Origin of the sequence: Falsiroseomonas frigidaquae, assembly GCF_012163145.1 — a bacterium.
In the GTDB taxonomy this organism is placed as follows: domain Bacteria; phylum Pseudomonadota; class Alphaproteobacteria; order Acetobacterales; family Acetobacteraceae; genus Falsiroseomonas; species Falsiroseomonas frigidaquae.
Window position 1 is genome coordinate 252,440 of sequence record NZ_JAAVTX010000007.1, and the last position, 14,146, is coordinate 266,585.

Below are 14,146 nucleotides of genomic sequence, written 5' to 3' on the forward strand. Positions count from 1 at the left end.
CCCTCGATGGTTGTTGCGGTCAACCTATGTCGGTCGCGGCCAGTGGACAACCGGCGGGCCGGAGGCTTCGCTGCGGACAAAGGAGACGCCATGACCCGCCCCCGCTTCGCCGTGCCCGCCGCGACCACCGATTGCCACATGCACATCTATGGCCCCGAATCCCGCTACCCCGTGGCCCCCACCAACCCCTCCCCGGTGCCGTTCGCCTATGACCTGGCGGCCTATGCGGCGCTGCGCCAGCGGGTCGGGATGGGGCGGACCGTGGTGGTGCAGCCCACCGCCTATGGCGCCGACAATGCCTGCACGCTGGATGCGGTGGCCGCCCTCGGCGAGGCCCGCGCCGTGGTGGTGGTGACGCCGGAGACACCGGTGGCGGAACTGCACCGCCTGCACGCGCTGGGCGCCCGCGGCGCCCGCGCCTTCCTGCTGAAGGGCGGGCTGGTGCCATGGGAAAGGCTGCATGACCTGGCGGCGCATGTCGCGCCGCTCGGCTGGCACGTGCAGTTGCAGTTCGACGGCGGCGAGATGGAGCAACGCGAGGCGCTGATCCGCGACCTGCCCTGCCCCGTCGTGATCGACCATATCGGCCGCTTCGAAACCCCCGTGGCGCCCGATGCCGCGCCGATGCGAGCCCTGCTGCGGCTGCTGGAGACCGGGAAGGTGTGGCTCAAGGCCTCATCCCCCTACGGCACCTCGCGCAGCGGGCCGCCGGATTACGCCGATGTCGCGGCGCTGGCCCGCAGCCTGATCGCGGCGGCGCCGGGCCGCGTGGTGTGGGGCTCGAACTGGCCACACCCCAATGCGCCGGAGCCGAAGCCGGACGTCGCCGCGCTGCTCGCCCTGCTGGCCGACTGGGTGCCGGATGAGGCCACCTGGCGCGCCGTGCTGGTGGACAACCCGGCGCGCCTCTACGATTTCTGAAGCGCGGCGGCCCGCCGAAGCGGGCCACCGCCATCGGTCAGGCCGCGGACTGGCCGCGGCGCCGCTGCACCAGCCCGAGCCCGAGCAGGCCCATGGCGAAGATCGGCAGCGCCGCAGGTACCGGAACCGCCACCGGCGGCGTCGTGCAGCCATCCGGGCCGCATTCGATCGGCACGTTGAAGGTGATGTTGTCGACGAAGAAGTCGAAGATATTGGTCGGCGCGGTGACGCTGCTGACCGTCACCACCGTGCCGGCCGCCGCGAAGCCGATCGTGGTGATGCCGCCGGCGGCATTGGACGGCAGCGTGAAGGTCGAGGAATTGCCGAGATTGTCGGCCACCGTGTACTCGATCGGCGTTGTCAGGCCGTTGACCACGTCGATCAGGAAGTTGGTGATCGCGTTCTCGAAGGTCAGCGTGATCGGGTTGCTCAACCCGTTGCCGAAATAGGCGGTGCCATAGAGCGAGGTCTGGTTCGCCGGCAGTGCCGTAGTGTTGGCCAGGACGACGCCGCCCTCGAAGGTGACGTTGCCGTCCGCGGTCGGCACGACAATCGTCTGCGGGCTGGGGCTCGCCGCGGCGAAGGTCGAGGGGCCGGTGATCCCCTGGTCGTCGAAGTTGATCACGGTCGCCCCGGCACTCAACGGCAACGCGATCGTCGCCATCAGCCCGAGGGCCGCCGCCAGTTTCATTCTCATCTGTCCACTCTCCTGGAGAGCCGGACCGGGTCCGGCGCGGGTCGAGACGACGCCGCGCGGGTGCTTCAGCAAGTCGGGTGCCAGAAAATTCTGCGAGTGGGTTCAATATCTTGGCGATACGAATCCCGGAGACCCCGCAGGGTTGTAACCTATACCGACCCTGGGTTGCGCGCGCGGCTTGGCGCGCTGGGGCATGGCATGCTCCTCCCCAGCCTGCTGCGTCGGCTGGGAAGGCTTGCGGGACGCTGGCTCAGGGCCGGCGCCGGGACGGTCAGCCCGGCAGGACCGGCGCGTTGGTCACATGGAACACGCCATCCGAGGCCAGCACGTCGCCGCGCGTGATGGTCACCGGGGCGCGGCCGGCGACCGGGGTCACGCCTTCCCGCGCCAGCGTCGCGGTGCGGCCGCCGGTCGGCCGCACCTGGAGGCGGGCGCGATCCCAGGTCACCACCGTGTTGCGCCGCGCCGCGATATCCTGGAAGCGCAGCAGGCCGAAGGCGGCGTTGGCGAAGACGATGGGCTGCACCAGCGCGCGCTGCGCCTCGGTCGGGCTGCCGGGCGGGTTGTCCAGCAGCGCCAGCACCGGGGCGGGCAGGCCGTCGAAGCCCTCATTCACCGGCGCGAACAGCGTCACCGCGCCACTGCGGAGGCCGAGCCGCGGCGTGGCTCCGGCAACCGCCAGGGCGTTGGCGAAGCGGCGATGCTCCGGCTTGCCGCGCAGCAGCGTCAGCAGGTCGATCGTACCGTCTTCCGGCAAGGCACGCTGGGGGACGACGTTCTGGCAGGCGGCCAGCAGCAGCGCGAGGCCGCCGGCACCGATGGCGTGGCGTCGGGCAATCACGGGCAAGTCCTTCCACAAGTATCGAGCGGCCATTCTTCGGGCCGGGGCGAGTCGCCCTGACGGCGCGTAAGTCCGGCCTTAGCCTTGGCGCGCGACAGCGTCCAGCACCCCCGCGGCAGGCCGCCAGTCACCCTGGCGCCACCTCCGGCGCGAACCCATCCGGTTCCAGAACCAATACCGGCTCGCCATTGCCCAGAACCCCCACGCCGCCGATTCCCGGCAGCACGGCAAGCGCCGGATGCAGCGGGCGCAGCAGCAGATCGGTACGCTTCTGCACCCGGTCCACCGCCAGGCCAAAGCTGCGCCCACCCGACTTCACGATCACGATGGCCCCCGCCGTGGCCCCCGCCGTGGCCCCCGCCGTGGCCCCCGGGCTGGCCCCGCCCGAAACGCCCCCGTGGCCACCCCCTGCCCCACCTGCTGGCGCCAGTGCCGGACCGGCGCCGAGCAGCGCGGCCAGCGACAGCACGTCGCAGCCGGCGGCGCTGCCGGCTTCCAGCACCGCCTCCACCCGCGCGGCAGGCAGCGCATAGGGGTGGCCGGCGGCCTCCACCAGCAACACCGGCTGCACCGCGGCGGTCAGCGGCAGGCGCAGGGTGAAGCTGGTGCCCTGCCCCGGCTGGCTTGCAACCTCCACCGTGCCGCCGGCGCGGCGGATCGCGTCCTGCACCACATCCAGCCCGACCCCGCGGCCGGAGGTCTCGGTCACCGTCTCGGCGGTGGAAAAGCCGGGCCGGAACAGCAGGGCGAAGACCTCCTCCTCCCCCATCTGCGCGGCCTGTTCGGCGGAGACCAGTCCGCGCGCCATTGCACGGGCCAGCACCCGGTCGCGGTCGATGCCACGGCCATCCTCGGATACCCGTACCCAGACCTGGCCGGTACGGCGCGCGGCGGAGACGCGAAGCTGGCCGCGGCGCGGCTTGCCCGCCGCCTCCCGCGCCTCCGGCGGCTCGATGCCATGGTCCACGGCGTTGCGGGTCAGGTGCAGCAGCGGGTCGGCCAGCAATTCGACCAGGCTGCGGTCGATGGTGACGTCCTCGCCCTCCATCACCAGCTCGACCTCCCGCGCCGAGGCCTGGGCGACGGCGCGCACCACGCGCGGCAGGCGGCCGAACAGCGTGCCCACCGGCACCACGCGCAGCTCCATCACCGCATCATCCAGCCGGCGCATGCCGGTGGCGAGGCGGCTTTCGCTGCGTTCCAGGGTTTCCTGCAACTGCCGCAGCCGGGCCAGCGCGCCGCCCAGTTCCCGTGCCGCGCCACCGGGCAGGCGGCGTTCCAGCGCGCCGAGCGTGGCCAGCGCCTCCGCCGCGCCGCCATCATCCAGCGCCTCCGCCAGCGCCAGGGCGGCGGCGCGCACCTCCGTCTCCAGCGTGATGATCTGGTCGATCGTCTCCTGCCGCACCCGCATGGTCACCGGCGCGCCGCGGGCCGGCCGGGTGTCGGGCGCCGGGCCGGTCTCCGCCGGGGCCAGGTCCAGGATGGCGCTGCCGGCCGGGTCGGCGGCGGTCAGCGCACGGGACAGCGCCTCGAACTCCGCCGGGCCGGCCAGCAGCATGTCGAGATGCGGCGGCTGGCCATCCAGCACCGTGCGGCTCGTCAGCACCTCCGCCTCGGCGGCCAGGGCGGCGGCGATGGCGGCCTCCTGCTCCGCCGGCAGGCCGATCGCCAGCCGCAGCCGCACCAGCAGCCGCCCCCCCTCGACCGCCGCCACCACGCGCCGGCGGCCCTCGGCGCCGAGCAATCCGGCGAAGCCAGGGGGGATGCGCGGATCGGTCGGTTCCGCGCCGGGCAACGAGTCCGGCACCGCGCGCAGCGCCGCCAGCCCGCCTTCCGCCGCGATGCGAAGCCGCTCCACCAGCGCCGGGCCCTGCGCTGCCAGCAGTGCCGCCGCATCCGGGTCCGCGGCGCGATCCGCCAGATCCGCCAGCGCCAGCAGAAAATGCTCCAGCCCCTCCAGGCCGAAGGCGGCGGCGACCTCCGCCGCTTCCATCGCGCCCGACATCGCGGCGGTGGCATCGCCGCCGGCCAGCGCTGCCTCAAGCTGCAGGGCGAGCGCCGCCAGGCGCGGGCCGAGCGCCACCGATTCGCCGCCCGGCGGCCCGGCCAGCAGCACGGCGCCGGCCGGTTCGCCGGCCGCCTCCTCCAGCAGGGCCAGGCTGCGCCGCAGCGCGCCCAGCGCCGGCAGCGCCGCCGGCCCGCCGGCCGCGGCGGCCAGGCGCTCCACCGCCTCCGCCAGCCGGGCGAGGCGCAGCATCCGCGCCGCCTCGGCCAGTTCCGTCGCCTCCCGCACCGCATCCGCCCTGCGGTCCTGCGCGAGGCCCGCCATCAGCGGGGCGGCGGACAGGAAGCGGGAGGCGAGCGCACCCATCAAAGCCGCGCCGGCGCCCAGCATGGGCGGTGGCGGCGTGGGTGCCGGTATGGGTGCCGATATGCGTGGCGACACGGGCTTCGGCGCGGCGCGCGCCGCATCGCCCTCGGCCAGGGCGGCCAGGCGCGCCAGCAGTTCGGCCGGGGCGGGCACGTCGCGATGCGCCTCCAGCACCGTCGCGCGCTGGCGGCGCAGCGTGTCCACCGCGGCCAGCAGCCCCTCGGCCACCGCGCCCTGCACCGCCAGGCGGCCGTTACGCGCCAGGCCGAGCAGATCCTCCGCCCTGTGCGCAACATGCTTCATGCCTGGCGCGCCGAGCGCATCGGACATGCCCTTCAGCGAGTGGAAGGCGCGGAACAGCCGGTCCACCGCCGCACGGTCCGACTGGCCGGCGGACAGGATGCGGTCGATCGCATCCAGGTGGTCCTCCGACTCACCGGCGAATTCCTGCCAGAGCGCCTCGTCCTCAATCATCGCAGGACTCCCGCTGGCCCACTCACCGCCCAGCCTCCACCGGCAGGCCGGCGGCGCGCCGCGCGGTTCGCAGCAGCGCCACGCCCTGGCGTTCCCGCAAATCCGGGCTGAGCGCGCCGGAAGGCTTGCCGACAATGCCCGCCGCGCCGAGCCGCCGCGCCGTCACCGCGGTGGCGGAGCCCGGCCGCGCGGCCGAGGAAACGATCACCACCGCGCCGCCGCCTTCCAGTGCCCAGCGCCGCAGCACGCCCAGCCCGTCCAGTTCCGGCATCTCGATGTCCAGCATCGTCAGGTCGGGCGCCAGGCGCTGCATCGCGGCCAGCGCCTGGATGCCGTCCGCCGCTTCGCCCACCACCTCGAAATCCGCATCCAGCGCCAGTGCCTCCCGCACCAGGCGGCGCATCATGGCGCTGTCATCCACCACCAGCACGCGGCGACGTCCGGCAGGCAGGGAATCGGGAGGCGGCAGGTCGTGGCCCGCCGCGGCAATGGCCGCGGCGTGGCCGACCAGCGCGGCGGCCAGGCCGGGCAGCGCGGCCGGATCATCGGGCGGCGCATCCGCCAGCATCGCGCCCAGCGAGGCCAGGCCAAACGAGGCCGCCATGCCGCGCAGCGCCTCCGTCGCCCGCGCCGCCATGGCGGCATCCGGGGCGGTGGCCAGCCGGGTGCAGGCGGCGGCGAATTCGGGCGTGAAGGCGGCCAGCAGCTCGGCATCCAATGCCGCAGCAACCGGCGCCGCAACATCAGGGACCGGCTCCGGCTCGGGCGGCGCGACATCGGCGCCGGCCGCGACGATGCGCGCGGCCTGCTCCCGCAGCCTCGCCGCCAATGCATGCAGCGCGGCGGCATCGAAGGGGTCGAGCAGCCCGGCGGCCGGCTCCAGCAGCCGCAGCAAGGAGGTGAGCTCCACCGCGCCCGCCATGGCGCGCAGCCCATCCAGCGCCCGCCCTGCCGCGGCCGCATCGCTGGCCTTGGCCAGCCGGTCGCAGGCGGTGGCGAATTCGGGGGCGAAGGCCTCCAGCATCTCGCGGTCCACCAGCGCGGCGGGCGGTGCGGCCAGTTCGGGTTCAGGCTGCGCCGCTGCAGGCTGCGCCAATGGCAGATCGGTGCCGGCAGCGCCGATCGCCACCGCCTGCCGCGCCAGCGCCTCCGCCCCCGCATGCAGGGCGGGCCAGTCCAGCGGGTCCAGCCTCTGCGCCGTGCGGTCCACCAGCGTGGCCAGCGACGGCGCGCCAAGCGCGGCCGCCATGGCCCGAAGCTGGTCGAGCGCCCGGCCGGCCGCCGCGGCATCCCGCACCATGGCAAGCCGCACCGCCTCGGCTTCGAATTCCGGCACGAAGGCGTCCAGCAGGTCGCGGTCCAGGGTGCCCTGGCTGGCTGGCCGATTCAGGGCTTCCCGCCCTGCGGCGCTGCGCCCATCGGCAGGATTGTGGTCCACCGGCCGATTCAGCGCTTCGCGCCCTTCGGCGCTACGCCCATCGGACGGATTGTGGTCCACCGGCCGATTCAGGGCTTCGCGCCCTTCGGCGCTACGCCCATCGGACGGATTGTTGCCCACCGGCCGATTCAGCGCTTCGCGCCCTTCGGCGCTACGCCCATCGGACGGCATCATGCCACCTTCTCCCGCACCAGCGCCGCGACGCGGCGGCCGAGGCCGGCGGGGTCCGCGGTCTCGATGGCGAGCCCGGCCTCGATGACGGAGCCCGGCATGCCGCCGACCACGCAGCTCGCGACGGTCTGGGCCAGCACCGGCATTCCCCTGTCCTGCATCGCCCGCGCCCCCAGCAGCCCGTCCCGCCCCATGCCCGTCAGCACCACGCCGAGCGCCCGCTCCGCCACCAGCGCCGCCGACTGGAACAGTAGGTCCACGGAAGGATGCACCGCCGCGGCGCCGACCGCGAGCCGCAATACCAACCCCCCCTCCACCCCCGCACCGCGCGCCAGGTGCCCATCCGTCCCGCCCGGGATCACGGTGACCTCGCCGGACATCAGCCGCTGCCCGGCACGGCCGACGCCGACCGGCACGCCGGACAGCCGCGCCAGGTGCTGCGCCAGGTCCGGCGCCAGCTCGGCCGGCATGTGCTGCGCCACCACGCAGGGCACCGGCAACCGCCCGGCGGCGGACAGGAAGGCCGCCAGCGCATCCGGGCCGCCGGTGGAGGCGCCGAGCACCACCACGTCGCAGCCGCCCGCAGCCCGCACCACCCGCACCGGCGCCGCGCCACGCGCCGCCGGCCGCACTGCCGCGCGCTGCCCGGCCCAGTGCCGCAGCCGGCCGCGCAATTCGCGGTCCAGCATGGACAGGTCCACCCCGCCGAGGTCGCCATCCTTGCAGAGGTAATCCACCGCCCCGCGATCCAGTGCCGCCAGCGCGGTGGCCGATCCGTCGCTGGTGTGGTGGCTGACCATCAGCACCGCCGGCGGATCGGGCAGCGCCATGATCCGCCGCGTCGCCTCCAGCCCATCGAGCTTCGGCATCTCCACATCCATGGCGATGACGTCCGGGCGCAGCTTTGCCGCCTGTTCCAGCGCCGCCTCGCCATCCGCGGCCTCGCCCACCACCTTGAGGTCGCCATCCGCCTCGATGATGCGGCGCAGGGCCATCCGCATGAAGCCGCTGTCGTCCACCACCAGCACGCGGATCATCGTCCCGCCTCCGGCGGGCGTACCGATCGTCCCGCCTCCAGCGGGCGCATCATCGGAACGCACCCAGCACGGCGGCACGGCAGACCGGAAGCGGTTGGTCGCCCATCGTCACCACGGCCGAGACCAGACCCTCCCCGGCCACCGCGGCGATGTCGTGTTCGGGAATGCGGCGCAGGCCGGTGACGTGGCTGACGGCGAGCGCGACGGCGGGCGTGCCCACCAGCCGCAGCATCGGTGCCTCCGCCCCCGGCCAGCCCAGTACCGGCATGGCGCCGAGGCGCAGCCCGGCATCCAGCACCGGCAGCACATCGCCCCGATGCGCCGCGACGCCGCGAAAGCCGCGATACGCGGCGGCGGCGCCAAAGCCCAGATGCGCCGCGGCGCCGCGAAAACCGGGCAGCGATTCCTCCTCATGGTCCGGCGCCGGGGTGGGCGCGGTGGGCGGAACCACCGCCACCACCTCCTCCACCGGCAGGGCAAAGGCCTGGCCGCCGGCACTGCACAGCAGCAGCGCGCGGGTCGGCGCCGGGGCGGGCGGGGCGGCCGCCTCGGCCAGCGGGGCGGCGGCCAGCGCTTCCGCCACCTGGTCCAGCCGGTGCGACAGCGTCGCCTCCCCCGGGCGGGCGGGGCCGATCCGGCTGCAGGGCAGGCCGAGGCGGCGGCCGCCATGGCGGAACAGCACCAGCAACCCGGCCTGCTGCGGGGTCTGCGCCTCCGCCTGCATCAGCCAGGCGGCGTCCAGCACCAGCACCGGCGCGCCGGCGGCCACCGCATAGCCCAGCGCGGCGGCGCCGGCGGCCGGTGCGGGGCGCAGCACGGGCATCGGCACCACCCGTTCCAGGGCGGCAAAGGGCAGTACCAGGCGCAGCGCGCCGTATTCCGCCGCCAGCGCCATCTGGCGGTTCGGCGCGCCGCGCATCGGCACCGTCCAGCCCTGCGTCCCATCGGCGGCCACCGGCAGCGGCGGCGGCACGCGGCGCGCGGCCAGGCGCGGCGGCACCAGCAGCGGTGCGCCATGCGGTGGCAGAGGCACGAAGCCCTGCCCGGCGACCACCACCCGGCCGCCCGGCCCGTCCAGCAGCACCCAGGCGGAGCCGCCCGGGAAGCCGGGCATGGCCGCCATCACCGGCACCACCTGCCCGCCCACCACGGCGACGCCGAGCATGCCGGCGGCGGCCAGCGGTGCCGGGCGCAGCGCCGCGGCCTCCACCACCCGGGCATCCTCCGGCAGGGCGAAGATCTGGCCGCCCGCGAGCAGGGCCTCAGGCATCGGCACCCTCCCGCCGCCAGATGCCGATCAGGTCGCGCGACCATGGCTGCAGGCCGATGCCGCGCGGCGGCCGGTCGGTCGGGCCGAGCAGCAATGCGGCACCCGGGCGCAGCGCCGCCACCAGCCGCTTCAGCACGGCCAGGCGCCCTTCCTCCGTCATGTAGATCAGCACGTTGCGGCACAGGATGGCATCCGCCGCCGCATCCGGCAGGCAGGCATCCAGCAGGTTGGCGCGGCGGAACCGCACCTGTGGGCGCAGCGCGGCCACCGGCTCGAACCAGCCATCGGCGATGTCGAGCATGGCGCGGTCGGCCTCCGGCACCTCCCGCAGCGCATCGGGCGGGCCGAGGCGGTAGCGCGCCGCGACGGCGGCTTCCAGAGCCGGGCGGCACAGATCCAGCCCCTCCACCTGCCAGGGCCGGCCGAGGCCCGTGGCAAGGATCGCCAGGGTCCAGGCTTCCTCCCCCGTCGCGCAGCCGGCCGAGACCAGGGACAGCGTGCCGCCCGGTGCGAGTGCCGGCAGCACCTCCGCCCGGAAGGCCGCGATCTGCGCGGCGGCGCGGAACATCCGGGTTTCCTGCACCGTCACCGCATCCAGCAGCGCCGCCCAATCGGGGTGGTCGATGCTGGCGCGGTCCAGGCTGGCGCGGTCCAGCGGCAGGCGCGACAGGATGGGGCCGGCACGCAGCAGGCGGTTCCGCAGCACGTCGGATTCGGAGAACCCGGCAAGCCCGGCCAGCCTTTCCTGAATGGCACCCAAGGCGGGGCCCAAGGCCGGAGAGGCCAGCGCCTCAGCCATCGATTCGGGTCAGCCGGCCAGGTCCAGCACGGCGACCAGCCGGTTGCGGCCATCCTCCCGGCTGTAGTCCAGCGTGCGGGTCATCTGCTGCACGAAGTGCACGCCTAGCCCGCCGATGTCCCGATCCTCCAGCGCCGCATCGGTGTCAGGCGCCGCCTGCACCAGCGGGTCGAAGGCGCGGCCGTCATCCTCGATGGTGGCGACCAGGGCATTGCCGTCCTGGCGCACCGTCACGGCCACGAAGGTCGCCGCACCCGGCCCGCTGCTGCCATGCATGACCACGTTGGCGGCGAGTTCCTCGATCACCACGGAAAGCCGGTGCGCTGCCTTGGGCGGCAGCGAGGCTTCCTCGGCGAACGCCTCCAGCGCGTCCAGCAGGCGCGTCACCTCATCCGTCGCGGGCGGAATGGTCATGGCAAGCGCTGGCGGCACGTCCCTGCTTTCTGGATGGGATGCGGAAGATTAGCGCCGGGCGCGGCGAATGTCGCGCCCCCTGGGGCAACACGCGGCGAAAGCCGGCTCGCCCTACTCTGGGCCGCGGCCCTGGACCGTAACCGCATCTTCCGTCAAACTGGAAAATCATTTCTGTTCAATAGGTTATGAAGAACGTATGACAGATTTTCCGGCCATGGCATGGATCTGATCGCGACGCTGCTAGGAGGGCTCGGCCTGTTCCTGGTGGGAATCAAGGGCCTCGCCACCAACCTGCGCGCCCTGACCGGCCCACGGATGCGATCCGTCGTGGCACGCGCCACGCGCAGCCGCCCGGCAAGCGCCGCCACCGGACTGATGCTGGGTGGCCTGACCCAGAGCAGCAACGCCGTGACCTTCATCGTCACCGCGATGGTCCAGGCGGGCGTGCTGCCGCTGCGGCGCGCCCTGGCGATCACGGCCTTCGCCAATCCGGGCACCGCCGGGCTGGTGCTGCTGACCACGGTGGACATCCGGCTGGCGGTGCTGTGGCTGGTCGGGCTGGTCGGCCTGACCAGCGCCTTCGACCTGGACCGCATCGGCGGGTTGAAGCCTGCGCTGGGCGCGCTGCTGGGGCTGGCGCTGATGTTCCTCGGCCTCGACCTGATGCGCACCGATAGCGGCCCGCTGCAGGAACTGGCGGCGAATTTCCGGCTCACCGGCGCCACGGGGCTGGCGCTGGCCTTCCTGGCCGGCGCGCTGGTCACCCTGCTGACCCAATCCTCCTCCACCGTCACCATCCTGGCGCTGACGCTGCATGGCGCCGGGTTGATGACGCTGGAGCAGACGGCGCTCGCGGTCTACGGCGCCTGCCTCGGCTCCGGCGGGGCGGTGCTGCTGGTGGCGGCCAGCCTGCGGGGCTCGGCGCGGCGGCTGGCGGTGTTCCAGGCGCTGCTGAAGGCCGCCAGCGCGGCGCTGTTCCTGCTGCTGTTCCTGCCGGAGCACCTGGCGGGTGTGCCGCTGGTGCTGGCGGCCACCGGGCACCTGGCGGAAGACGCGCAGCACCGCATCGGCCTGCTGTTCCTGCTGCTGCAACTGGCCGCCGCCCTGCCCGGCCTGGCGCCCGCCGCGCCGATCGAGGCGCTGCTCGCCCGGCTAGCCCCGGACAGCGCGACGGAGACGGCCGGGCGGCCGCGCTACCTGCACGACCAGGCGCTGGAGCACCCGCCGACCGCGCTGGACCTGGTGGCGCTGGAGCAGCAGCGCCTGGCCGCCCGCCTGCCCACGCTGGTCGATGCCTTGCGGGCGGAACCGGAGGAAGCGCCCGCGCAGCGCGCCGGGCTATTGGAGGCGAGCGCCGCGCTGGAACAGGCGATCGCGCATTTCCTGGGCGAGGTGCTGACCCGCGGCGGCGGACGCGCGCATCTGGAACGCGCGGTGACGCTGGAGGCGGCCAATGCCGGCCTCGCGGCATTGCGCGAGACGCTGGCCGATTTCGCCGCGAATGTCGAAGCCTGCATCGCCGCCGGCCCGGCGCTGCGACCTTCCCTCCAGACGCTGGCCGAGGCGCTGCACCTGCTGCTTGGCGAACTGGCCGGGCTGACCGCCGCTGGCGACGCGGAGGATGCCGAGATGCTGCGCCAACTGAGCGACGACCGCAGCGACATGATGAACGGCCTGCGCCGCCGCCTGGCGCGGGAGGAGCCGGAACTGCCGATGGCCGCACGCACCCTGCTGTTCGCCGCCACCGCGCAATTCGAAAGGGCGGTCTGGCTGGTTCGCCGGCAGGCGCTGCTGCTGCGGCCGGAGCCGGCCCGCGCCGGCTGAGGATACCGGCCGGACGCCATCGGTTGCCGCCTGGAAAGGAGGCATTTACAGAAACATGCAGAATGGTGGCGCGGTCGTCATCCATCCCGCGCGCCTTCCGCATCATCTGCCGGCATGTGGCGCAAGGCCATTGGCACCAAGGAAGTTCCCGCATTCGCCCTCATTCCGGTTCCCTTGCCAGCCCGCTGCACCGCCTGTTCGCGCCGCGCGCCGACCGCCCGACCAGCCGTCCGCCCCAGATCGAGCATGGGGTGGAGGACCGGCCCGGCGCGGCGCAGACCCTGGGGCTGGCCGCACAGCAGATCGGCATCCAGTCGATCTACCTGATCCTGCCCGGGCTGGTCGGCGCGCATTTCGGGCTGCTGCCGCTGGACATCCTGAACTTCGTCAGCCTGTCCGTCGTGGCCATCGCGCTGGCCGGTCTGCTGCAGGCGCTGCCACGCGGGCCGATCGGGTCCGGCTACCCGATCGCGGCGATCCCGACCCCGATCTTCGTCGCGGTCTACCTGGCGGCGACGCCCGGGGTGGGGCTGGCGGCGGTGTCCGCGGCGGCGCTGGTCACGGGCCTGATCGGCGTACTGCTGGCCGGCACGCTGCGGCGATTGCAGAAGGTGGTGCCGACCGAGGTGGCGGGCGTTGTCATCCTGCTGATCGGCGTGAGCCTGCTGCCGCGCGCCCTGGCCGCCACCGGCCCGACGACGGCGCATGCGGCGCTGGCGCTGGTGACGCTGGCGGTGATGATGGGGGTGGCATTGCGCGGCGGAAAGCTCTCGCGCTTCGCGGTGCTGGTCGGCGCCGGTTGCGGCACGCTGGTGGCGCTGGCGCATGGCATTGGTGTGAGCGACGGCGCAATGCTGCGCGCCGCGCCGTGGTTCGCGCTGCCGCGTCCGATGCTGCCGGCGCTGGGCGGCTTCGATCTGGCGATGCTGCCGCCCTTCATCGTCGCGCTGCTGGCCTGCTTCGCATCATGGGCCGGCGATCTGGTGGCCTTCCAGCGCGCCGCCGATGGCGGCTGGCGGCGGCCGGATACGCCGCCGATCCGCCGCGGGCTGCTGGCGCACAGCATTGCCTTCGCGACCACGGCGGCGCTGGGTGGCATGCCGCCCGGCAGTTCCTCGGCCTGCGTCGGGCTTTCCATCGCGACCCGTGTGCTGGCGCGACGCGTCGCCATCTGGGGCTCCGTCGGCCTGCTGGCGCTGGCCTGCTGCCCGAAGCTGCTGGCGCTGCTGCTGGCGCTGCCAGACCCGGTGGAAGCGGCCATGCTGCTGTATGTGTGCTGCTTCATGATCGCGACCGGCTGCCAGCTGATGGGCCAGCGCATGCTGGACACGCGCCGCACCTTCACCGTGGGGCTCGGCATCGCCATTGGCATCGGCACGCTGCTGCGCGTGCCGGTCTTCGAGGAATTTCTGCCGCCGATGCTGCAGGCGCCCGTCACCGCCGGCGCGCTGGTTGCCATCCTGCTGAACCTGCTGACCGCGCCGCTGGTGGCGCAGCGCACGGATTTCACCATCCGCCCCGGCGCCGGGATGAACCAGGCGCTGCTGGATGAGGTGGAGGCATTGGGCGGCGGCTGGGGCGCGCGGCGGGAGACGATGAGCCATGTGGGCCATGCGCTGCTGGAGCTGGAGGAACTGCTGGCGAGCCGTGGCGTGGCCGAGATTCGCGTGCAGGCGACCTATGCGACGGACCAGGTGCAGATCATCGCCGCCTGGGACGGCGCGCAGCTGCCGCGTCCCTCGCCACGCCCCTCCGCCACGGATCTGGAAGGCCCCGCCGTGGCGCAGGAGGCATTTGCTCTGTGGCTCGCCACCCGCAACGCGGACCGGGTGGACCAGCGGCAGCGACCCGATGGCGGCGAGGAGCTGCGGCTGGCCTTCGCGGATTGA

Annotated in this window: 11 protein-coding genes; 3 read left to right on the top strand and 8 right to left on the bottom strand. The window is 73.9% G+C overall.

Features of this window, described 5'->3' with window-relative positions:
- Positions 1-90 precede the first annotated feature (90 nt).
- Positions 91-921, top strand: a complete 831-nt coding sequence (locus tag HB662_RS23865) for an amidohydrolase family protein (RefSeq protein ID WP_168053580.1) — start codon at positions 91-93, stop codon at positions 919-921.
- Positions 922-958: 37 nt separating this feature from the next.
- Here the strand turns inward: HB662_RS23865 and HB662_RS23870 are convergent, their stop codons facing one another.
- From HB662_RS23870 to HB662_RS23905, 8 genes are all read right to left on the bottom strand, one after another.
- A complete protein-coding gene (locus HB662_RS23870; RefSeq protein ID WP_168053582.1) occupies positions 959-1,618 on the bottom strand; it encodes a hypothetical protein in 660 nt (219 codons plus the stop codon).
- 271 nt (positions 1,619-1,889) lie between these two features.
- A complete protein-coding gene (locus HB662_RS23875; protein WP_168053584.1) occupies positions 1,890-2,459 on the bottom strand; it encodes a fasciclin domain-containing protein in 570 nt (189 codons plus the stop codon).
- 127 nt (positions 2,460-2,586) lie between these two features.
- On the bottom strand, positions 2,587-5,304 hold the full coding sequence (locus HB662_RS29845) for a chemotaxis protein CheA (RefSeq protein WP_168053586.1): 2,718 nt from the start codon (positions 5,302-5,304) through the stop codon (positions 2,587-2,589).
- A 22-nt stretch (positions 5,305-5,326) separates the two neighbouring features.
- Positions 5,327-6,916: a response regulator gene (locus HB662_RS23885; protein ID WP_168053588.1), complete on the bottom strand. Its 1,590-nt coding sequence runs from the start codon at positions 6,914-6,916 to the stop codon at positions 5,327-5,329.
- The gene (locus HB662_RS23890; protein ID WP_168053590.1) at positions 6,913-7,950 is read right to left on the bottom strand and encodes a chemotaxis protein CheB; all 1,038 of its coding nucleotides are present in this window, start codon (positions 7,948-7,950) and stop codon (positions 6,913-6,915) included. Before HB662_RS23890 ends, HB662_RS23885 begins: the two co-directional genes overlap by 4 nt.
- 49 nt (positions 7,951-7,999) lie before the next feature.
- The gene (locus HB662_RS23895; RefSeq protein WP_168053592.1) at positions 8,000-9,220 is read right to left on the bottom strand and encodes a chemotaxis protein CheW; all 1,221 of its coding nucleotides are present in this window, start codon (positions 9,218-9,220) and stop codon (positions 8,000-8,002) included.
- On the bottom strand, positions 9,213-10,019 hold the full coding sequence (locus tag HB662_RS23900) for a CheR family methyltransferase (RefSeq protein WP_168053594.1): 807 nt from the start codon (positions 10,017-10,019) through the stop codon (positions 9,213-9,215). Before HB662_RS23900 ends, HB662_RS23895 begins: the two co-directional genes overlap by 8 nt.
- A gap of 9 nt (positions 10,020-10,028) precedes the next feature.
- Entirely contained in the window at positions 10,029-10,433 is a 405-nt protein-coding gene (locus HB662_RS23905; protein WP_168053596.1) for an ATP-binding protein, read from the bottom strand.
- Between the two features lie 219 nt (positions 10,434-10,652).
- On the opposite strand from HB662_RS23905, the gene HB662_RS23910 reads away from it, so the two are divergent.
- On the top strand, positions 10,653-12,257 hold the full coding sequence (locus HB662_RS23910; RefSeq protein WP_168053598.1) for a Na/Pi symporter: 1,605 nt from the start codon (positions 10,653-10,655) through the stop codon (positions 12,255-12,257).
- A 62-nt stretch (positions 12,258-12,319) separates the two neighbouring features.
- On the top strand, positions 12,320-14,146 hold the full coding sequence (locus tag HB662_RS23915; RefSeq protein ID WP_168053600.1) for a solute carrier family 23 protein: 1,827 nt from the start codon (positions 12,320-12,322) through the stop codon (positions 14,144-14,146).